Origin of the sequence: Lactimicrobium massiliense (assembly GCF_900343155.1) — a bacterium.
In the GTDB taxonomy this organism is placed as follows: Bacteria; Bacillota_I; Bacilli_A; order Erysipelotrichales; family Erysipelotrichaceae; genus Bulleidia; species Bulleidia massiliensis.
In genome coordinates this window covers 155,795-177,813 of record NZ_OUNG01000003.1, presented here as the reverse complement: position 1 = coordinate 177,813, position 22,019 = coordinate 155,795, and the positions used below count along the sequence as shown (strand labels likewise).

Annotated in this window: 20 protein-coding genes; 14 read left to right on the top strand and 6 right to left on the bottom strand. The window is 44.6% G+C overall.

The features are described from left to right. Positions 1-2 precede the first annotated feature (2 nt). Genes DHU66_RS06630 through DHU66_RS06620 form a run of 3 tightly spaced genes read left to right on the top strand, consistent with a single transcriptional unit; the run spans position 3 to position 4,486 of the window. Complete coding sequence (locus DHU66_RS06630) at positions 3-1,166, top strand: AAA family ATPase (protein ID WP_108775091.1); 1,164 nt, start codon at positions 3-5, stop codon at positions 1,164-1,166. Then, positions 1,167-1,688: a hypothetical protein gene (locus tag DHU66_RS06625; RefSeq protein WP_108775090.1), complete on the top strand. Its 522-nt coding sequence runs from the start codon at positions 1,167-1,169 to the stop codon at positions 1,686-1,688. A 53-nt stretch (positions 1,689-1,741) separates the two neighbouring features. Further along, the gene (locus DHU66_RS06620) at positions 1,742-4,486 is read left to right on the top strand and encodes a TOTE conflict system archaeo-eukaryotic primase domain-containing protein (RefSeq protein WP_108775089.1); all 2,745 of its coding nucleotides are present in this window, start codon (positions 1,742-1,744) and stop codon (positions 4,484-4,486) included. Here DHU66_RS06620 and DHU66_RS06615 read toward each other — a convergent pair. Further along, entirely contained in the window at positions 4,481-5,533 is a 1,053-nt protein-coding gene (locus DHU66_RS06615; RefSeq protein WP_108773885.1) for an IS1595 family transposase, read from the bottom strand. The two genes, DHU66_RS06620 and DHU66_RS06615, sit on opposite strands and share 6 nt — an antisense overlap. Positions 5,534-5,646: 113 nt before the next feature. Here DHU66_RS06615 and DHU66_RS06610 point away from each other — a divergent pair, with 113 nt between their 5' ends. Then, positions 5,647-5,871 carry a phospholipase D-like domain-containing protein gene (locus DHU66_RS06610; protein WP_108775088.1) on the top strand — a complete coding sequence of 75 codons (225 nt, stop codon included), beginning with the start codon at positions 5,647-5,649 and terminating at the stop codon, positions 5,869-5,871. Between the two features lie 154 nt (positions 5,872-6,025). Here DHU66_RS06610 and DHU66_RS06605 read toward each other — a convergent pair whose 3' ends face one another. Genes DHU66_RS06605 through DHU66_RS06595 form a run of 3 tightly spaced genes read right to left on the bottom strand, consistent with a single transcriptional unit; the run spans position 6,026 to position 8,056 of the window. Next, entirely contained in the window at positions 6,026-6,823 is a 798-nt protein-coding gene (locus DHU66_RS06605) for a hypothetical protein (protein WP_108775087.1), read from the bottom strand. Beyond that, on the bottom strand, positions 6,820-7,458 hold the full coding sequence (locus DHU66_RS06600) for a class I SAM-dependent methyltransferase (RefSeq protein ID WP_108775086.1): 639 nt from the start codon (positions 7,456-7,458) through the stop codon (positions 6,820-6,822). The genes DHU66_RS06605 and DHU66_RS06600 overlap by 4 nt, the downstream gene beginning before the upstream one ends. A 4-nt stretch (positions 7,459-7,462) precedes the next feature. Next, positions 7,463-8,056 carry a class I SAM-dependent methyltransferase gene (locus DHU66_RS06595; protein WP_245309429.1) on the bottom strand — a complete coding sequence of 198 codons (594 nt, stop codon included), beginning with the start codon at positions 8,054-8,056 and terminating at the stop codon, positions 7,463-7,465. A 1-nt stretch (position 8,057) separates the two neighbouring features. On the opposite strand from DHU66_RS06595, the gene DHU66_RS12465 reads away from it, so the two are divergent. The 5 genes from DHU66_RS12465 (at position 8,058) to DHU66_RS06575 (ending at position 12,594) form a co-directional block, all read left to right on the top strand. Then, entirely contained in the window at positions 8,058-8,237 is a 180-nt protein-coding gene (locus DHU66_RS12465; protein WP_245309427.1) for a hypothetical protein, read from the top strand. A 264-nt stretch (positions 8,238-8,501) separates the two neighbouring features. Continuing rightward, the gene (locus DHU66_RS06590) at positions 8,502-9,104 is read left to right on the top strand and encodes a uracil-DNA glycosylase family protein (RefSeq protein ID WP_108775084.1); all 603 of its coding nucleotides are present in this window, start codon (positions 8,502-8,504) and stop codon (positions 9,102-9,104) included. A 280-nt stretch (positions 9,105-9,384) separates the two neighbouring features. After that, positions 9,385-11,106, top strand: a complete 1,722-nt coding sequence (locus DHU66_RS06585; protein WP_108775083.1) for an ABC transporter ATP-binding protein — start codon at positions 9,385-9,387, stop codon at positions 11,104-11,106. Between the two features lie 172 nt (positions 11,107-11,278). Beyond that, on the top strand, positions 11,279-11,836 hold the full coding sequence (efp, locus tag DHU66_RS06580; RefSeq protein ID WP_108775082.1) for an elongation factor P: 558 nt from the start codon (positions 11,279-11,281) through the stop codon (positions 11,834-11,836). Then, positions 11,836-12,594, top strand: coding sequence for an SDR family NAD(P)-dependent oxidoreductase (locus DHU66_RS06575; protein ID WP_108775081.1), 759 nt, complete (start codon positions 11,836-11,838; stop codon positions 12,592-12,594). Before efp ends, DHU66_RS06575 begins: the two co-directional genes overlap by 1 nt. Before the next feature lie 55 nt (positions 12,595-12,649). On the opposite strand, the gene DHU66_RS06570 is transcribed toward DHU66_RS06575, so the two are convergent. Further along, positions 12,650-13,915 carry a methionine gamma-lyase family protein gene (locus DHU66_RS06570; RefSeq protein ID WP_108775080.1) on the bottom strand — a complete coding sequence of 422 codons (1,266 nt, stop codon included), beginning with the start codon at positions 13,913-13,915 and terminating at the stop codon, positions 12,650-12,652. 93 nt (positions 13,916-14,008) lie between these two features. Between DHU66_RS06570 and DHU66_RS06565 the strand changes: the two genes are divergently transcribed. Both DHU66_RS06565 and DHU66_RS06560 read left to right on the top strand, forming a co-directional pair. Then, on the top strand, positions 14,009-14,440 hold the full coding sequence (locus DHU66_RS06565; RefSeq protein ID WP_108775079.1) for a GtrA family protein: 432 nt from the start codon (positions 14,009-14,011) through the stop codon (positions 14,438-14,440). A gap of 6 nt (positions 14,441-14,446) precedes the next feature. Continuing rightward, on the top strand, positions 14,447-17,239 hold the full coding sequence (locus DHU66_RS06560; RefSeq protein WP_108775078.1) for a DUF3427 domain-containing protein: 2,793 nt from the start codon (positions 14,447-14,449) through the stop codon (positions 17,237-17,239). A gap of 126 nt (positions 17,240-17,365) precedes the next feature. Here the strand turns inward: DHU66_RS06560 and DHU66_RS06555 are convergent, their stop codons facing one another. Further along, the gene (locus DHU66_RS06555; protein ID WP_108775077.1) at positions 17,366-18,535 is read right to left on the bottom strand and encodes a pyridoxal phosphate-dependent aminotransferase; all 1,170 of its coding nucleotides are present in this window, start codon (positions 18,533-18,535) and stop codon (positions 17,366-17,368) included. An 82-nt stretch (positions 18,536-18,617) separates the two neighbouring features. Between DHU66_RS06555 and DHU66_RS06550 the strand changes: the two genes are divergently transcribed. From DHU66_RS06550 to pta, 3 genes are all read left to right on the top strand, one after another. Then, positions 18,618-19,430: a hypothetical protein gene (locus DHU66_RS06550; protein ID WP_108775076.1), complete on the top strand. Its 813-nt coding sequence runs from the start codon at positions 18,618-18,620 to the stop codon at positions 19,428-19,430. A gap of 35 nt (positions 19,431-19,465) precedes the next feature. Beyond that, positions 19,466-20,815: an MATE family efflux transporter gene (locus DHU66_RS06545; protein ID WP_245309425.1), complete on the top strand. Its 1,350-nt coding sequence runs from the start codon at positions 19,466-19,468 to the stop codon at positions 20,813-20,815. A 117-nt stretch (positions 20,816-20,932) separates the two neighbouring features. Next, positions 20,933-21,922 carry a phosphate acetyltransferase gene (pta, locus tag DHU66_RS06540; RefSeq protein WP_108775074.1) on the top strand — a complete coding sequence of 330 codons (990 nt, stop codon included), beginning with the start codon at positions 20,933-20,935 and terminating at the stop codon, positions 21,920-21,922. Positions 21,923-22,019: the final 97 nt, after the last annotated feature.

Below are 22,019 nucleotides of genomic sequence, written 5' to 3'. Positions count from 1 at the left end.
ATATGAAATTGATTTCTATTCAAGCATCGGGGCTTCCACTGTTTAAAGAAGATCTTCATCTTCGCTTTTATGCATCGCAAAGAGTACAGAAAGATGCCTTATCCAATCTTTACCAGATTCTTCCAAATGTATACTTGAATAACGCAATTGGAATCATTGGCATTAACGCATCTGGAAAAACGACGGTATTGCGTGTGATAGATTTTGTGCTGCATATACTAAATAACGATTCTCTGAATCATGTGGAATCAAGAACAATTCTTGACGGAACAGAAAAATCTGATTTCAAAATTGTGTTTATCAATAATCAAGAACAGATTTGTCTGTTAAATACTGTCATTTCTCCGGATGATTCTTTTTTGAAATCCCAGAGACAATATTGTATTGTGGACGAACAGTTATACGTTAAACCGGCCAAAAGTGTCAAAAGAAAAAAGGATATTGCAGATTTTTCAGGATGCAGAAATGTGATCAACAGGAAAGATAATGAAGAATTTCTGTCAGATGATGTCAGTATTGTGATATCAATGAACAGGAAATATCATGATCATATTTTCATGACAAGCCTATTACAAATGACAGATGTCAATGAATTAGGGGCTATTGATAATGTATCAGATGAGATTATTCATTATCTGGATCCAAGCATAGAATCTATCAGGATTGAACATGTTGAAGGTGGGGATCGGGTACATCTTCATTTCAAAGAAAAAGAAGAGATTCTTTTGAATGATATTGAAGACCTGAATAGATATTTATCATCTGGTACGATCAAGGGAATCAGAACATTTAATAATGTAATTTCTGTACTTCAATATGGCGGCTATGTTTTGGTTGATGAGATTGAAGATCACTTTAACCATGAGATTGTTGCAACATTGGTTCGCTTTTTTATGGACCCGGAGATAAATCCACATGGTGCAAGTCTGATCTTTTCGACACATTATCCGGAGCTTCTGGATGAATTTGATAGAAATGACAGTATATACATCACACGTAATCAAAACGGAATAACCGTTGAAAATCTTTCTGACATTCTCCATCGAAACGACATAAAGAAGAGTGAAGCATATCAGAGCGGCTATCTGGAAGGAACGGTACCAATGTATGAATCTTATCTGGAACTGAAGAAGAAAATTCAGGCTGCTGTTAAAAAGGAGGCTTGAATGAAATTCCACCGATATATCGCCTGTCTTTGTGAAGGAAGTACAGAAGAAACGATCATGAATCTTTTGCTTGATGCGGATTTACTCAAATTTCAACGTAATGATCTTCTCGAAGAAAAACCGTTGAGAATAAGAGAGGCAGACTCATTTGAAAGACGATATCTGAGGCGGGGATTTCAGCAGAAAATCACAGTTCTTCGTATTCTTGATTCCAGAAATGAAAGGTTCAGACTAAGCAGAGCATATCAATCAAAAGTGGAGGTGATCAATGTTGTCACTGCACCTGAAATTGAGATGCTGATAATTTTCAGCGAGGATCAGTATACAGAGTACAAGAAATCTGGCTTGAAACCGAGCGTATTCTGCAAACAGAATTTGAAAATGCATAAAAATGTGAAGACACGAGAATTTGTAGAAGATTATTTTTCAGATACTCACAAGCTCGTGGATGCAATTAAGGAATATGCCCGTGTTTCAAACGTTCAAAACGGCGAAATTACTTTGGCAGATTTGCTGAAATAAAATGTCAGATTGATATTGCTATTCGTTATCTGATCAGCACGAGAGAGGATAATATGGATATAGAGAAAAGAATAGAAGAGCTTTTGCAGGAAATTGCCTTTCTGAAGTCGGAAAATGCCGCATTGAAGAAGGAATTGCTAGATCACAATATTATCCCGGAAGAAAAGCAAGCTAGGGTTATTGACCCTAATCAAGGTATGCGAATTTTGCCTATTCGCGTCAATGCAGATATTGCAAATCATTTCTTTTCCTATTTCTGGGGCAGAATGGATGTGTATAGTCTTCGTGTTGTCAGCAAGACTGCTAAAGTGGGATATTATCCGCAATGTAATAATTTCTGGAGAGATGGATGTCTAAAGAAGGAAAATCGTGAGAATGATAAGCGATCAGGATATGTCTGTCTGAATTGTTATATGTGTTCTTGGAAACCGGTAAATTCAGATGTAATAATGAAGCATTTACTAGGAAAAATGACAGTTGGAATTTATCCCATGTATGCAAATGATACTTGCCGTTTCCTTGTTTTTGACTTTGATAATCATTCCAATGGCTCTGCTCAAACTGACTTTGCTAATCATGATGATGAGTGGAAACAGGAAGTTGATGCAATGCGGCGCATTTGCACAATTAATAACATCGACCCTTTAGTAGAACGATCAAGATCTGGAAAAGGTGCTCATATTTGGGTGTTCTTTGAAAAGCCTGTCCCAGCTTCATTGGCAAGAAATTTTGGCGATTCGTTATTAAAGAAAGGAGCAGAATCTGTTAATCTGAAGTCTTTTTCTTATTATGACCGTATGATGCCAACACAAAATCATCTGCATCATGGAGGACTGGGAAATCTGATTGCCCTGCCTTTACAGCCGGAAGCTCTGAAAAGAGGAAATAGTGCATTCGTGGATGAAAACTGGAATGCATATCCTGATCAAATGGCAATTCTTTTCAGCAAGCCAAAACTATCTGTTGAACAGATAAATCGTCTTATTCAACAGTGGACAGCTGATTCAGTTCTCAATATTGATCAGACGGGATTACTTTCTACTGCAAAAAGGGATAGGCCGTGGATTCATTATGATCGATGGTATCGCGAAGATGTTCATGGAACAATGCAGATTACTTTGAGCAATTTGATCTATGTTGATTCTGTGAATCTTGAGCCAAGAATTCAAAATCAAATCAGAAAACTGTCTGCATTCAGTAATCCCGTTTTCTATAAAAACCAAGCTATGAACCTTTCAAATTTCGGACAGTCGCGATACATATATCTTGGTGAAGATGTAAATGGATATATTGCAATTCCAAGAGGGTTGATGGATGCATTGCTTGATCAATTAAAAGAATTCAAGATACCTTATCATATTGACGATCAAAGAAGAATTGGAAAGCCGATACATGTAAAGTTCAATGGCACTTTGAAGGATAATCAAAAACATGCTGCAAACGAGATGCTGTCTTTTGATAATGGAATTCTCAGCGCAGCTACGGCTTTTGGAAAAACGGTAGTATGCTGTGATCTGATGGCTGAAAAAAGAGTAAGTACATTAATCATTTTGGAGTCGTCTTCGTTAATCATGCAATGGGAAAAGGCAATCAACAGATTTTTAACAGTCGATGAAGAAATCCCGGAGTATAAAACAAAGAGTGGAAGATTGCGTAAAAGAAAAAGCGTAGTTGGAATTCTGCAAGGGCAGAAAGATACTACAAACGGAATTATTGATATAGCAATGGCAGGGTCTGTTTTCAGGAAGAAACAAACATTTTCTCGGCTTCAGGATTATGGAATGATTATTGTAGATGAATGCCATCATGCTGCTTCAGAAACAATTCAAAGAATTCTTAGAGAATCTGCGGCAAAATATGTTTATGGTGCGTCAGCCACTCCGGTTCGGGAAGATGGCTTGACGAAAATAAACTATATGTTAATCGGTCCAATACGTTTCATATTTTCTGCAAAAGAGAGAGCTGCAGAGCAAGGGATAGATCATATTGTTATTCCAAGATTTACGCGTACTGTAAGTCTGAGAATCGGCAATCCAAAGATCAATGAGGCATACGAGATTATCAGAGATTCAAAAAATAGAAACAATCAGATCGTTTCAGACACAAAAAAATGTATTGATGAAAATAGAAGCCCGGCAATTTTGACGAAATATAAAGAACATGCCCATTTTCTATATCAACAGTTGAACGGATATGCTGATCATACTTTTCTTCTGCTTGGTGATATGCCAGCTAAAGAGAAACGCTATGCCTACCAGAATATTAATGAAGTTCCTGCAGATGATACAATGCTACTGATAGCTACAGGTAAATTAGTAGGAGAAGGCTTTGACTGCCCAAGATTGGATACTCTGATAATGGCAACACCAGTAGCAGGAAAATCTGTAGTTGAACAATATGCTGGACGTCTAAACAGGGACTGTCCTGGGAAGCAGAATGTAATGGTTTATGATTATATTGACAGTCATATCCCGGTATTTGACCGCATGTACGGAAAACGCTTGCGTGCTTATAAGCATATTGGATACCATATTTATCAAAATGATAGTAAGCTCGGAAAGACAAATCATGGCTTTATCTTTGATATGGATTCTTACCAAGAAACATATTTTCAGGATCTAATAAATGCTAATAAGGAAATCGTGATCAGCAGTCCAGAACTTTCTTCACGAAAAATCAGCAAATTGATTCAAACTCTGAAGCCGCTTCAAGAAAATGGTGTTTCTATAATCATTCTTACTTGGAACGCTATTTTCAAAGATTTAGTTGATGAGGCTGTAAACACCAAAATATCATGAGCTATATGCCTCATAGAGGTTAATTGGCATTTTAAGCTTTGGGATCTCCGCACAGGTAAATGGAATCTGTTCAAACATTGTTTCCATGTATGCTTCTGATTTCCATTTGCGCATGTCCAGCCTGTACTTTAAATATTTCTTCATGACGATCCAATTCAAATAACCCTGGAGATGTCTTGTGCTGATACCATGTTTCTGCCTGATCATGTTTTTTAGCTCAGAGTGAAGCTCGTTTACTTCAGATACTGTATTGCCCTTTGGTGTTAAATAACCGTTAGATGGAATAATGTCACTGTTGAAGTGATTATCGCCCACGAAAGTTTGAATGCTATGGCTGTCATCACTGATAATTGTTGAATGCGCTGCGAAGTGAGAGCTGTATTGATTCAGAATTTCTGCACTCTCTCTGCCTAATCCTCCAATTTTAAAGAGAATATTGTCATGCTCATCAATAGCTGTTACCAGGCAGATCTTGTGATGGCTGGTGCCAGGTAAAGCACGCTTGGTTGAATGACGGCGATGCTTTCCACGCTGTTTGCTGAATCTTGGCATTTTATCCTTCCTGGTCCCTTTCAGGTTGATTTTGGTATAAGTAGGATCCAATTCAACATTTCCACTTAAGACCACATTATTCTGAATCTTTGCTGCAGCCTGATATAACTTGTGACGCATGTTGAAGCAGGTAGTAACTGATAAGCCTGTAGCTACACTCTGCTGAGTCAGAGTCATTCCGTTAAGCTCGCCAGAGATAAAAGTAGTCCAGATATCAAAGCTTGTTCTGGAATGAGTAAACATCGTACCTGTTGTTGCCATAAAAACAGATTTGCATTTTTTACATCTGTATTTCTGACGATTATGTGGGTTAAAGCCATTCTTAACAAAGTGAGTTGAACCACAATGAGGACATTTCTCAACATGCAAAGAGAGATTCTCGTAATTTGTTGTCGTACAGTTTACTTTCTCTCTGAATAGCTTTTCTAAACCAACACGAATGAATTCAATTTCGACAGGAGATAAAGAATTCAGGAAATTCTGATTAACGAGCATATCATCACCTCAACTGAAGTCATGATAAGTTATAGATATTAACTTGATGTACTTGTTCGGGTACATCAACTATTTATTTGAAAATAGCGACTTGGAAAACAAATTACGGAATCATGGAAAACAATGAAGCGAGAATGTATTTGCTAGATGAGCTTCGTTCTTCAGGTTTTGATCTTCGTCTTGTTGACGGCTTGACTGAGCATTTTTCAATAATTGATAAAGAAATATTGTGGTATGGAAGTATTAATTTTCTTGGCAAAGAAGATGCAGAAGATAATGTGATGCGAGTGATTAACCCTGAGGCCGCAGAAGAACTTCTTGAATCAGCCTTGAAATAGATGGCGATATCTGAGCTCAAATATAGAGGAGGACAAACTTGGTCAGCACAATCCCAATAGCTCCGTATATTGGATGAATCGGGCCTTAATCATCGATGGATCAGGCAGGTTTCACAGCTGTATTCGCCTTTCATTTGGATTGATGATCTGTATCCTAGATTTTCATAATCATATTCTTCATGATATTCATCAGCATCCTGACATAATCATCTGGATCCAGGACCTGATAGCCGCAGTGCCTGTATTCTTCCTTGATCATTACGGATGCATGCGGATATGCTTTTCGTATATCCTGTTCTGACTTTCTGGCAGATTCATTTTCGCCCCACAGAAAGGTGCATTTCTTCTGTGTTTGCTCGGGAAGCTGCTCAAAAGTGAAATGATAGCAGGTTTCGGTCATTGCTTTGAGCGACTCCGGCTTGACATTCTGTGCATTGTGGAACATATCGGCAATCATGTCATGATACGCTTCTTTATCTGGTACATTCTGCATCTTTCTGCTGTGCAGGAACTTCTGAACGCCTGCTTCATTGTCATGGCCTTTTACTTTTCCCGCGATCATTCGAAAGACTGTACACATGATTTTCCTGTACAGGGATGAAAAGCGGAAGAAGGGACCGCCGTCAAAGAAGCAGTGTTTTACTTCATAATTCTGCTGCTGGGCCAGCTGTACAAATGCCCTCAGAACCTCTGCCCCCATGGAAGTGCCATGCGCCATTGCAAGTGATGAAATATCATGCTCTTTCAGCCACTGCAGTGTCCGTTCTGCTTCTTCTTGGGCATGATGATACACGGATCCTGTGCCGTCATAGCCATCGTAAACGGCCAGAATGACATCATACTGTCTGGACAGCCTTTCTGCGATTGGCATCATGCTTTTTGAGGAGCAAAGCATCCCCGGAAACATCAATATGGCAGGATGGTCCTCTTCTCCAAGTGTTTCAAATTTCATTTCACAGCATCTCCTTTTATTGCGATTACTGTCAGCCATGGTTTTCTTTCATGGCAAATTACTTCAACCGAGGAAAAATCTGCCTGTTTCAGACATGCTGTAATCTGATCTTGCGTATAGCATTTCATGCCATCAATAATGGTTTCACATTTTTTGCCCATCTCATCTGTGCCATCCGATTCATTGCAGATGAGGAAAATGCCAGCTGGTTTCAGGGTACGGTAAACCTCTTTGAAGCATTCTGCCAGATCAGGCCAGAAGTAGATGGTCTCAAAGGCAGTTGCAAGGTCCATGCTTTCTGATGAAAAGGGGAGTTTTGCTACACTGCCCTGTACTACCGTGCACCGCTTTGCCATGATGGCCCGGTGGTTCGTCTGCATGGTCTTGCGCACACTCAGTGTGGAATAGTCCAGCGCAGAGATCTTTGCGCCCGGGTACTTTTTCAGCAGGACTTTCACATTTCTCCCACCGCCGCAGCCCAGTTCTTCAACGGTATCTGGAGATATATTGACAAGATGGGACATGCCCCAGTCTGCCAGTTTTGCATGGTGACGGTTCATGCTGGAAATCATCAGACTGCCGAGGAACCCATCTGGCTTCTGCGTCTGCTGGAGATAGTTTTTGATCAAATCCATATGGCTATTTCCTTCCTGTCAGAAGTGCTGACCCTGTTAACATCAGTCTTCCTGCTTCCTTTCTGGTCATAAACAGACCATTTGCCGTATCTATCAATTCTGCTTTTTCATAACCCATATCCTTCAGCTTCTTTACAAATGCCTGCATGTCACCATATTTGCCTTTGGCAAAGATGTCATGAATGGCAAAGGTGCCGCCTTTTTTCAATACCCGCAGTGTTTCCATCAGGATTTCCTGCCGGTCATGAGAAGGAATATTGTGATACACATAGTTGCTGAAAACAGCATCAAAACATTCATCCTCAAAAGGCAGTTTGACGGCATTACCCTGCCGGAAGGTGACATTGGATACACCTTCTGCTTTTGCATTGCGCTGACATAATGACTGGCTGAAAGAGGCATATTCCTTTCCCCAGCGGTCAATGCCAACAAATGCTGCATCGGGATTTTTTCTGGCACAGGCAATGACAAGCGCACCGCTGCCACATCCGACATCCAGTCCTTTCTGTCCTTTGGAAAGAGAAATCCGTGCAGCAATGCCATCAATCACTTCTTTTGACAGCTTCCGTCTGCCATTGTAGGAAAAAGCACGGAACATTATGACAGCCTTCAAGGAAAGATATGCAAATACAATGGAAAGCAATAGCAGTATGGTCAATACGATTGACTTCAGGCTGCCAGGTGCCATGTACAGTGATGCCAGGACAGAGCAGATCATGCAGATGGCAAAGGTTGCGATCACAGATATGACCAATCCTTCTGGCATCCAGTTTTTGTAATCAGGTTTCATCAGATTTCCTTCTCACAGATAAGAAATCATGTATATTCTTATCGGTTAGTACAATCTAACTATATCATATTCACGGTTTTCTGAATCAGAAAAAACAAAGTAAATATGCTTTCACAGATGTAATAAATAAATTAACAATAATAGTGCTGCATACTGTGATGCTCCTGCATGAGGGGTTAGACTGAAAATGCGGGAGGCTGTTATTGATGCAGTGTCCGCGCTATGATGGAGCAGAAAGCAGGCAATTGAACATATGACTGAGACAAACAGCAGTGCATCCAGCTGGGAAAAAATCAAAGAAAAGATCATGCAGGATCCCCGGAACCGCAGTTATACTGAGCGCGGTATACCGCCGATCCTGCAGGTCAATGCCCATGCACGCGTATTGATTGTCGGTCAGGCACCTGGCAGAAAAGTCGAGGAATCTCTGATTCCGTTTCATGACAAATCCGGAGACCGGCTAATGGCATGGCTTGGCATTGATCAAGATACGTTCTATGGCGAAAAGATTGCCATCATGCCGATGGATTTCTATTATCCGGGCAAAGGAAAAACAGGTGATCTGCCGCCCAGAAAGTTCATGAGCGAGTATCATGAAGAGATTCTTGCCTTGATGCCGGAGATCCAGCTGACTGTACTGATTGGCAAATACAGCATTGACTATTATCTGAAGGACCGGAAAAAGAAGAATCTGAGAGAGACGGTGCATGCCTATCAGGAATATCTGCCATCCTTTTTCCCGATCGTACATCCCAGTCCTTTGAACTACCGCTGGCTGAAGGCCAATCCGTGGTTTGAAGAAGAGGTTGTTCCGGCTTTGCAGAAGGAAGTTGACAGGGCATTGCATACGAAATGAGCCAGCATGGTCTGGCTTTTTCTTTTCATTCAGCTTTGTTTCACAGGAAGCCATGCCGGCATGGAAAAATTGCTTTTGAATTCTTCCTTTTTCTGGCAATGAAAATTATTTCCCGGGTAACTTTCTGCTGGGAAATAACTGTGAAAAAAGTGTCATAGAAAGAATACGGTACAGTAGGAAGAAACTGCAGTGTGCTGGTCAGGAATCATTTCTCACTGGGGCTTATGTGGTATGATACCCCCTGTTAAAGATTGTATTTACTGAAAGGGGAAACGATTGTATGTTCAGGATGTTTCTGCGGTATTTCAAGCCGCATATGAAGCTTTTTGTGATTGATATTATCTGTGCCGTGATGGTTGCCCTGATTGATCTGGCATTCCCGCTGGTATCCAGATATGCCATGAAGAATATGCTGCCAAACAAGGAGTACCGCCTGTTCTTCATCCTGATGATCTCGATGATCGGCTTCTATGTGCTGCGTTCTGTATGCCAGTATGTCATGACTTACTGGGGACATACCTTTGGCACGTATGTTGAGGCAGATCTGCGAAATGATCTCTTCCAGCATCTGCAGACACTGGATTTTGATTTCTATGATCAGAATCGTACCGGTCAGCTGATGAGCCGTCTGACGGGTGATCTGTTTTCCATGACGGAGCTTGCCCACCATGGCCCGGAAGATCTGATCATTTCGGTGCTGACCATCGTCGGTGCATTGATTTTCATGTTCCGCATGCAGTGGAAGCTTGCTGTGATCATTCTGATTCTTCTGCCGATCTCGGTACTGGTTGTGATGCGCAACCGCAAGGCTATGGCCGCAACCTCCGTATCCAATAAGAAGCGTCTTGCTGAGATCAGTGCGGATATTGAATCCGGTATTTCCGGCGTGCGAACATCCAAGGCATTTGCCAACGAAGAAGTTGATTATGACCGCTTTGATGCCTCCAACAAAGCCTACAGCAGGTCTAAGAGCAACTATTACAAGGCCATGGCCAACTTCAACAGTTCGCAGGAATTCTTCATGAGCATTACGCCTGTGGTTGTGATCATGGCCGGCGGTGTGCTGATTATGAAGGGTGAAATGAATTATGTGGATCTGATCACCTTTACGCTGTTTGCAAACAGCTTCATCACGCCGATCCGCAAGCTTGCCCAGTTTGCTGAAGTGTTTACAGATGGTGTTGCTGGTCTGTCCCGCTTCTATGATCTGATGCAGGTGAAACCGGATATCGTAGAGAAGCCGGACGCAAAGGATCTTGTTGTGACAGATGGCGCGATTGATTTTGACCATGTATCGTTCCAGTACAACAGCAGCCGCCAGATCCTTTCTGACATTACGCTGCATGTCAACAGTGGTGAGAAGCTTGCCATTGTCGGTCAGTCCGGCGGCGGCAAGACGACGCTGTGTTCTTTGATCCCGCGCTTCTATGATGTGACTTCCGGTGCCATCCGGATTGATGGCACGGATATCCGCGATGTGACCAAGCATTCTCTGCGTTCCAGCATTGGTGTTGTGCAGCAGGATGTGTTTATCTTTGCGGATACGATCAAGGAGAATATCCGCTATGGCCGGCCGGATGCCAGCGATGCCCAGATTGTCGCAGCGGCTAAAATGGCAGAAATCTATGATGACATCATGGAGATGCCAGATGGATTTGACACGTATGTTGGTGAACGAGGCGTGCGTTTGTCGGGCGGTCAGAAACAGCGCATCTCCATTGCCCGTATCTTCCTGAAGAATCCAAAGATTCTGATTCTGGATGAGGCAACCTCCGCTCTGGATACCATCACGGAGCAGAAGATTCAGGCCAGCTTTGACAAGCTGGCCGTGGGCCGTACGTCCTTGGTCATTGCCCACCGTCTGGCAACGGTGAAAGATGCCGATCGGATTGTGCTGATTGATGAAGGAAAGATTGCTGAGATGGGTACGCATCAGGAACTGCTGGCAAAGAATGGTGAGTATGCAAGACTGTATAACACCCAGAAACTGTTTGAAAAGTAAAGATTCTGCTGTAATTATGTGAAAAATCCATCTGGGGTTGTTCACATTGCAGATGGCGATGATAGAATAAGACAGGCAGAAATGTCTGTCTTTTCTTCATGCAGAGGCCGTTGACCTCTTTCGTGAGATAGATAAAATAAGATAGTATTTCTAGAGAAAAAGGAGAATAACAATGGCTATTGAGGCAGGAGATTTTAAAACAGGATTGACAGTAATCGTAGATGGCGACCCGTGGGTTGTCCTTGATTTCATGCATGTAAAGCCGGGCAAGGGTGCTGCGATTCTGAAGACAAAGATGAAGAATCTGAAGACTGGTTCCACACAGGAAAGAAACTTCAATGCAAGCACGAAGTTTGAGCCGGCCATGATCGAGAAGAAGACAGCACAGTATTCCTACAAGGATGGCAATACATACTACTTCATGGATCAGGAAACATTCGATACCTATGAGCTGGATGAGAGCAGAGTTGGTGACAACAAGTACTACATCATCGAAGGCATGGAAGTTGGTCTGATGTTCTTTGACGGCGAGCTGCTGTCTGTATCTGTACCGGATCGTGTAACACTGACAATTGCTGAGACAACACCGGCAATCAAGGGTGCTGCCAGCAACCAGACAAAGGATGCTGTGACAGATACAGGCCTGAAGCTGAGAATCCCGCAGTTCATTTCTGAGGGTGAAAAGGTTATCGTTTCAACAGCTGATGGCAAGTATTCCAGCCGTGCTTAATGGCATCTGCTGAAAAGAAGACCGTTCTGATCACCGGTGGTGCCAGGGGAATCGGCCGCGCCATTGCGCTGGAACTGGCAGCCTGTGGATATCAGATTGCGGTTAACTATCACACTTCCAAAGAGCAGGCAGAATCACTGCAGAAGACCATTCAGGAAAAATGGGGGACACCGTGTCTGATCTATCAGGCAGATGTATCAAAGGAAGATGAAGTGGATGCGATGGTCAGCCGGATTGAGAAAGAACTTGGCGGTGTTGATATTCTGATCAACAATGCAGCGGTGGATCTTTCCAACCTGTTTCATCTGAAAACAGCAGAAGAATTCCGGCGCACCATGGATGTCAATGTCATCGGTGCCTATAACTGTGCTGTGCGGGTATGGCCGCATATGAAGCAGCAGGAATATGGCCGTATCATTAACATTTCATCCACCAATGGCATGAATACGTATTATCCCATGTCAGTGGATTATGATGCCTCCAAGGCGGCACTGAATTCTTTGACCCATGACCTGGCTGTACAGTTTGCGCCTTTTGTGCATGTCAATGCCATTGCCCCTGGATTTATCGGGACAGAGAGTGAGCTGGATGGCTATGATGAAGAATTCCTCAAAGAAGAAGAGGAAAAGATTCTGGTGAAACGCTATGGCATGCCCGAAGAGGTTGCGCATCTTGTCAGGTTTTTGATCAGTGATGATGCGGATTATATCAATAATACGATTGTGCGCATTGATGGCGGACAGATGGGAAGTATTTGAAAAGGAGAATACTGTGTGCGGTACTCTCCTTTTTGTATCTGCGTTTGTGATTTGTTTATTTCTGTGGTTCACCATGCAGAACATGCTGAAGGGCAAGCAGGATGGACAGCCTGCCATAGGCATAGGACAGACCACCCTGCATATACAGGGTATAGGGCTCAATGACCGGTGCATCTCCACTGAGCTCAATGGTGCTTCCCTGCGTAAAACTGCCGCAGGCCATGACTTCATCAAACGGATAGCCAGGCATTGGTGCAGGTAATACTCTGACATAGGAATCAATCGGGGAAGAAGACTGCAGGCCCTGGGTGAAACGGACAAGATTTTCCTTTGTGGATAATTCAACCGTCTGAATAATATCCGTACGGTATTCATCATAGGCTGGGGAAACATTCTTGAAGCCAAGCTTTGCCAGCATGTATGAAGAGAAGACAGCTGTCTTCAGGGCATTGGCAACTGCTTCCGGAGCAAGGAAGACACCCTTGAAGAAGGCATTGTTCATGTTGAAGTTGGCACCAAGATCCTTGCCAATGCCAGGTGATGTCAGACGATCCGCACACATGGCAATCAGATCCTTTCTCCCGGCAATATAGCCGCCGGTCGGGGCAATGCCGCCGCCAAGATTTTTCATCAGGGAGCCAACGATCAGATCAGCACCAACATGTCCCGGTTCCTTTTCTTCTACCAGTTCGCCATAGCAGTTGTCTACCATGATGATGACATCCTTGTTGACTTCCCGAATGGCTTTGATGATAGCCTCCAGTTTGGCAATCGTCAGTGATTTTCTGCTGGAATAGCCTCTGGATCTCTGGATTTCAACAAGTTTGACGTTGTTCTCTTTGACCCTTTCAACAATTGCATTCTGATCAAATTCATTATTGACGAGATCAATCTGCTCATATTTCACACCGAATGCTTTCAGGGACTGCGTGGAATCCCCGATCAGACCAATCATTTCCTGCAGGGAATCATACGGGGTGCCGGTGATGGAAATCATGGTGTCGCCTGGTTTGAGCATGGCAGAAAAGGCCAGGTACAAAGCATTTGTGCCGGACATGATCTGCGGTCTTACCAGGGCATCCTCACAGCCAAGAATAGTAGCGAAGATGGCTTCCAGTTTGTCACGGCCGGTATCATAGTTGCCATAGCCATTGATATCCGCAAAGTCGGAATAGGATACCTGGTTTTCAATGAAGGCGGACAGAATGCGGTCGGCATTATACTGTTCCACCTTGTCAATCCGCTCAAACTGCGGCTTTATTTCTTTTTCTGCTTCTTCTGCCATTTTCAGCAGAGATGCATCAATCTGATCTGTAATCATTGCAAAACCTCCCAGCTGCATACCGGGCTATTGTACTCTGCAATTCGCCATAAGGCACCAAAAAGACAATATACAAGGGTATAATTGCAATGTATGGATTCAGATAAACAGAAAAATCATGGCCTGGTGGAAAAATACCATGATGTAATACCGTATACGGTCTTTGGCGTGCTGACAACACTGGTCAATATCGCGACATACTGGCTGTTTGCGCATTTTCTGCATATGTCCATCATGACCAGTACAGTCCTGTCATGGGTGCTTTCTGTCCTGTTTGCCTATGTGACCAATCGAAAATGGGTATTCCGCAGTGATGCGGCTGCCGCCAGAGCGATCCTACGGGAAATGTCACTGTTTTTCTCATGCCGCCTGGCAACTGGTGCACTTGACTGGCTCAACATGTTCCTGTTTGCCAAGACGCTTGGCTGGAATGATGTGTGGGTCAAGACGATTTCAAATGTTGTGGTGATCATTGTCAACTATGCCGCCAGCAAACTCCTGATTTTCCGGCACAGGGAAGGATAAAGGAATATGGAGGACGGTCTGTTTTATACAAATCATGCAAAGGTGCGTTTTCTGGATCATCTGTGCCAGCAGATTGACAATTGTCTTTCTTTTTCTTTTACGGTCAGTTTTATCAAGCGTGCCGGTCTGTCTTTAATCCAGTCCCATATCGAAGCGGCACTGCAGCGCGGCGTACATGGCCGCATCATCACCTCAACCTATCAGAATTTCACGGATGTCAATTCACTGCTTTACTTTCTGCATCTGCAGAATCAGTATCCCGATCAGTTTGCCTGTCGTCTGGACAATGAATGTTTTCATGATCTGAGTGGCAATGTGGCTGGTTTCCATTCCAAGGGATATCTGTTTACGTTTGCGGATGATGCGGAGCTGCTGGTAGGCTCTTCCAATATCACCGTGTATGCACTGTTGAAGAATGTGGAGTGGGACCTGGCTTCGCTGAAATCTGACCATCCACAGACATGGGCACATGCCTGCCATGACTTTGAAACACTCTGGAACGATACACTGCCACTGACAAAGACGCTGATCAGTCAGTATCACACAAGACTCTGTTATGCAGTGGAAAGATGGGATATGGACTATGCGGTTGCCAATGCAAAGATCCAGCCCAATGCCATGCAGAAGAACGCACTGAAACAGCTCAACCGCTTTCGCTGCATGGGAGAAGACAAAGCACTGATCATTGCCTCACCAGGATCCGGCAAGACGTATCTGGCTGCCTTTGATGCAGTCAACTTCAATCCCAGGCGTCTTCTGTACATTGTGCATGAAGGCTCGATCTTAAGAAAATCGCTGGATTCTTTCCGCAATGTCATTGGCAGCGGGAAGCGCTTTGGTATCTATGACGGCACGCACAGGGAACTTGACTGTGATTTCCTGTTTTCTACCAACGTGACCATGGCAGCTCATCTGGAACTGTTTTCACCCAGTGAGTTTGATTACATCATCATCGATGAAGCCCATCATGCGACCGCATCTTCCTATCAGAAGATCCTGCAGTATTTCCATCCGCAGTTTCTGCTTGGTATGACCGCAACGCCGGAGCGCATGGATGGGGATGATGTGTTTTCTTCCTTTGGCAACAATGTGCCATATGAACTGCGTCTGCGGGATGCCATTGTACAGGGGCTGGTTGTGCCATTTCATTATTATGGCATCCGTGATGAACTGCTTTCCTATAGCGATGCTGCAGTCAAGGCAAGACTGTTCAGTGAGCAGTGCGCATCTGAAGAAAACTGTGAACTGATTGTCAATGAGATTGAAAAACACCGTAAACCTGGTGAAAAGCTGAAAGCACTGGCATTCTGCCGGGATGTTTCTCATGCCATCATGATGGCACAGGCACTTTCTGATTATTACGACACACAGTATCTGACCGGCCGCAATAGTGTCGGTGAGCGTATTCGTGCGTATCATGATCTGCAGAGCGATGATGAAAAGCTCGAGATCCTGTTTACGGTTGATATTCTCAATGAAGGCGTGGATATTCCGGGTGTAAACATGGTGCTGTTTCTGCGGCCTACGCAGTCTTCTACCATCTTTCTGCAGCAGTTGGGAAGAGGCTTGAGAAAGTATCAGGACAAAACGTATGTCACAGTGCTGGACTTTATTGGCAATGACTACCAGCGCAGCAGCCAGATTGCTTTTGCTTTGGGCAGTCTTTCACAGAACTTTGTGCTGGAAAAGCAGTTGGTTGGCAGTCTTGTCAAAGATGATTTCAGGCAGATTGGCATGGAGAAATACCGTGTTGAGATCCATATCGATGATCTGTCCAAGAAGGAGATCCTGGATCAGCTGGATCATATCAACTTCCATAACAAGCGGTTTGTGCAGCAGGACTATGAGAATTTCAAGAAGTATATTGGGGAAAGCTCTTATCCCTGCCACATGGATTATCTCAATAACGAGTGTGCACCGGATCTGCTGCGGTTCATGAATATGAAAGGTGCCCATGGCGAAACGGGATCCTATTATGGTTTTCTAAAGGAAATCAATGAGCAGAATCTGCCTTCATTCAGTGAAGAGCAGCAGGACTATATCAAAGACGTTTCTGAATTTCTGCCGCTTGTGCGTCCACAGGAATATCTGGTGCTGCAGAGACTGCTGTCAACAGGAAAAGAAGATATAGAAGAGGTCCGAAAATATGTGGATGACAATGCGCCATATACAACTGCATCGATTTTCCAGCATGTGTTGTTGGTTCTGCAGGACAGAAAACTGGTTTATATCCAGAAAAATGAAATATCCATTCCAGATGGCATTCTGAATGTGGAAATGAGACAGTATCTGGAGGATCTTTTGCAGTATGGCATTGCCAGATATGAAAACGAGTTTGGCGACAAAGATCCTTCTGATACCTTCTGTATCTGGGGCAAGTACCGCAAGAATCAGATCAAGCTGCTATTGTTGAAGAATACACATGACATCATGCTGGGAACGGACATTTATGATGGTACTGTCTATGCCTATGTCACCGTCCATAAAGCATCTGATATCAAGGATGATCTGCGTTATGCGGATGGCTTTCTGGATCCACAGACCTTCTTATGGGAAACCAAGGCAAATCTGAAGCAAAAAGAGCTGGATTCTCTGTGTGCTGCTTCCCATATTGAGCTGTTTGTGCGCAAGGTAGAGGCGGAAGATGGACTTGCACTGCCATTTACCTATATTGGCAGTGGAAAGATGCATCTGATTCCTAATTCAAGACAGGATAATGGATCCTGGCAGTTTCGTGTTGAGATGAAACAGAGAGCACCACAGGATCTGTATTTTGACTTCCAGCTGCCAAAGGGATGATCAACTGCAATAATATATGCCGAACAGCTTCTTAAATCAGGCAGAATCAACGCATTGTATTCCTGGCTGCATTGTAAACCTGAGAAGAGCAGAATCACTATCAAAAAAGCATGGCATGTGCCATGCTCAGTCGTGCTTGAGAATACCGCAGTCCTGGATTGCCTGGACTGCTTTTTTGATCTTTTCAGGAGGCAGTACCAGAGCGAAACGGACATATCCTTCTCCTAATGGGCCAAAGGAAGATCCTGGTGTGCAGATGACGCCGCTCTTGTCCATCAGGTCCAGGCAGAACTGCATGGAGGATTTGTACCAGGAAGGGATTGGTGCCCAGACAAACATGGTACCTTTGGAGTCCGGTACATCCCAGCCGATGCTGCGCAGACCGCCGCACAGTGCATCACGGCGTTCCTGGTATTTGTGTTTCTGTTCATCGACCATATCAAGAGGTCCTTCCAGTGCAGCGATGGCTGCTTTCTGCAGCGGCATGAACATGCCGAAGTCGTACTGGCTTCTCAGCTTTTTGAACATCCGGACAACTTCCGGGTTTCCTACCAGGAAGCTCAGTCTTGCCCCGGTCACATCAAAGCTCTTGGAAAGAGAGAAGAATTCAACACCATTTTCAATTGCCCCTGAATACTGCAGGAACGATTTGCCTTCGATGCCATCAAAAATAATGTCAGAGTAGGCATTATCATGGATAATCAGGACATTGTGCTTCTTTGCCCAGGCAATGATCTCCATGTAGTTTTCGTCATTGCCGATGGAGCCGGTCGGGTTGGAAGGCAGCGAGACAATCATAAACTTTGCACGGTCTGCCACATCATCCGGAATGGCTGAAACATCCGGCAGGAAGTTTGTCTCTTTGGCCATCGGATAATAGAACGGTGTCAGTCCGGCCATGTTGGCACAGGTGATAAAGGCTGGATAGCAGGGAGTAGGCAGAATGCATGTGTCGCCTTCATCTGCCAGCACCATGCCGATATGGGCCATGCCTTCCTGTGATCCCGGGCAGCTGGCAATCATATCCGGTGTCAGGTCCACATGGAATCGTTTGTGATAGTAGTGGATGACGGCCTGGACAAGCTCGTCGCAATCGCGCAGCGTATATTTCCAGTTAGCTGGATCTTTGGCTGCTTCACACAGGGCATCGCGGATATGCTTTGGCGTTTCAAAGTCCGGTGTACCGACAAACATGTTATACAGTGTACGGCCCTGTTTCTGCAGGGCAATGTTCTTTTCATTCAGAGAAGCGAATATTTCATCGGGAAAGCGTTCCATGCGTTTACTGAAGTTCATACAATCCTCCAATTCATTTGATTATTCTGCTGTATCATATTACACTGCATGGATACGATATGCATGGGAAAGTGGTGATCAAATGAATCGTCTGCCATCAATTCACTGGAAACAGATTGTTCCGCTGGCCATCATATGGTGGCTGATTTTAGTAAGTATCTGCCTGCCGTATACACTGGCACGCTCAATGCAGCTGGAAACAGTGGGCCTGCATGTTGCATGGCGGATCAATGATGTTGTCGATGAAGCCTATCCGGATCTGAATATCGATACGGCTGTGACAATGCAGGAAAAGTTTACGAAAGAACGGGCAGTTGGCTATCTGTTGGATCACATGATGCAGCAGGTGGTTTCCAACACCGTACATCGCACAGGTCTGATCCCGGTTGATCCAAACGAAGCAGAAGTGAATCGTGTTGTTAAAGAAACAAATAAGATCTGCTACAAGTATGCCGGTCATGAGATTGATGCCTATCAGGATGAATTGAAGGCGGCGGTATCTGATGCGGCTGGTGCCATGGCAGATTATGCCAGCGGCTTACTGATGGGCAATGGCAGATTGTTTGGCCTGATTTATGTCTATAACGGCTTTACAAGCTGGATGTTTCAGACTGTTGCGGCTGCAGCGGTGCTTGCCATTCTGTATGTACAGAGTGAAAAGAGTTCTGCGGTGATGGCAGCGTCCATGGGGACGATGATGCTGGCAGGCGGGGCTCTGCATGACCTTGTGGGCCTGGTGCTGAAACTGCTGTTTCCTGCCTTATCCAACACATGGCTGGGCAGGACGATGTCTTTGTCTGTCTCTGCCTGGATGGTATATGGTCTTGCAAGCATGGCCTGTGGTACTTTGTTTCTGCTGATTTTCCGCTTTATGAAAAAACGGACTGTTTTGTAAAATGTCTGCTATCATAGCTGCTGTTTTGAGGTGGAATGATGGAAGAAACAAAACGACTGTTTTCGGATGCATATTTAAAGAAACTGATTGTGCCGCTGATCTTTGAACAGACGCTGGCAATCACCGTCGGTATGGCCGATACGATGATGGTGTCTTCGGTTGGTGAAGCGGCAGTATCCGGTGTTTCTCTGGTAGATCAGATCAATAATCTGATGATTGCCGTCCTGGCTGCTGTAGCTACCGGCGGTGCAGTGGTAGCTGCGCAGTATCTTGGCGCAAAGCAGAAGGAAAATGCCTGCCGCAGTGCCAAACAGCTGCTGTATACACTGATCTTCTTCGGCGTTGTACTCATGGCTGTATCTTTACTGCTCAGAAAACAGATCCTGCGTCTGTTCTTTGGCTCGATAGATGACACTGTTATGCAGGCAGCTCTGATCTATTTCGTGATTACCGGTCTGTCCTTCCCGTTTCTGGCAATCTATAATGCCGGTGCTGCCTTGTTCCGCTCTATGGGAAACTCCAACATTTCTCTGCGTATCTCTTTGATCATGAACATCATCAATATCGCAGGCAATGCCATCTGCGTGTTTGCTTTACATATGGGCGTCGCCGGTGTTGCCGTGCCATCACTTGTTTCAAGAGGAGTGGCTGCAGTGATCGTTACAATTCTTTTGCTGGACACCACACTGCCTGTGCACTATGAGAAAGAACGCTTCCATCTGGATGGCAATATGATCCGGCGCATTCTGTACATCGGTATTCCTTCCGGCATTGAAAACGGCATCTTTGAACTTGGCAGAGTCATTGTCGTGTCCCTGATTGCGACCTTTGGCACTGTGCAGATTGCGGCTAATGGCGTTGCCAACAATCTGGATGGGGTAGGCTGCATCATTGGCAAGGGTATGAGCCTGGCTATGATTACGGTCATCGGTCAGTGTGTCGGTGCCCGGGATGAAGAACAGATCCAGTTCTATACAAAGAAGCTGATGAAGATTACGTACATCGGCACGTTCCTCCTGGATATCACGATTCTGATTTTCTTAAAGCCATTGCTTTCGATTTATGGCCTGCGGACAGAGACACTGCATCTGGCATGGATTCTGGTTATGATCCACAATGGCTGCGCAATCCTGCTGTGGCCGCTTTCCTTTGTATTGCCGAATATGCTGCGGGCGTGCAATGATGTCCGCTATACGATGGTTGTCTCCCTGGCCAGCATGTTCATCAACCGGATTGTATTCTCCTGGATTCTGGGCTTACATTTTGGCATGGGTGCAATTGGTGTCTGGATTGCCATGATCATCGACTGGATCTGCCGGATTGTGTTCTTTGTCGGCAGGTATAAGGCAGGTACATGGAAAAAGACGATGTATCGGCTGTCATGATGTGATTGTTAGATAAGTTAATTTTTTAACTTTTATAAAAGTGGGACAAACGCTTTCATGCCTGCTATGATTTCTTATGCATGAGCCATTTTTATGGCATTGGAGGCAATAGTTAACATGAGTGTTTATGGATTTGGTCAGATGATTGAGAAGCTGAAGGCTTCTCCCAAGACGATTGTTCTGACAGAAGGCAGCGATCCGCGTATTCTTGAGGCTGCATCCCGTCTTTTGGCCAGCAACTTCCTGAAGCCGATTCTGCTTGGCAATCCGGAAGAAATTGCCAAGGCATCGGAGAAGGCTGGCTTTAATATTCATGGCGCCCAGATCATTGATCCGGAAAACTATGAGGATTTTGATGAGATGGTTGCCCAGTTTGTGGAACTGCGCAAGAACAAGGGCATGACACCAGAAAAGGCCAGAGGCATTCTCAAGAGTGCCAACTACTTTGGTACGATGCTTGTCAAGATGGGTAAGGCTGACTGCCTGCTGGGCGGTGCTACATATTCCACAGCAGATACAGTGCGTCCTGCTCTGCAGATCATCAAGACAAAACCGGGCAGCAGCATCGTTTCTTCCTGCTTCATTCTGGTAAGGCCGGCAGTATCCGGCGGCAATGAAGTCATTGCCATGAGTGACTGCGCGATCAACATTGATCCAAGTGAGGACGATCTGGTTGAAATCTGCGGTCAGACCATTGAATGTGCAAAGGTATTCGGCATTGATCCGAAGGTTGCCTTCCTGTCCTATTCCACCAAGGGCAGCGGCAAGGGTGATTCCGTGACCAAGATGCAGAATGCCACAAAGAAGGCAAAGGAAAAGTATCCGAACGAGCAGATCGATGGCGAGCTGCAGTTCGATGCGGCTGTGGCACCGCGTGTTGCCAAGCAGAAGGCACCGGGCAGTGATGTTGCAGGTAATGCCAACACCTTCATCTTCCCGGATATCAATGCCGGCAACATCGGTTACAAGATTGCCCAGAGACTTGGCAACTTTGAAGCATACGGCCCGATCCTGCTCGGTCTGAATGCGCCGATCAACGATCTTTCCCGCGGCTGCAATGCTCTGGAAGTCTATTCCATGGCAATCATTACCGCAGCTCTTGCCTGAGAAAGACAGTCATTACATCTCAAGGAGGCCAAAAAGGCTTCCTTTTTGCGTTTTGTTTCCAAACTTTACACAAAATTGCTAAACTGTACTCGATAAG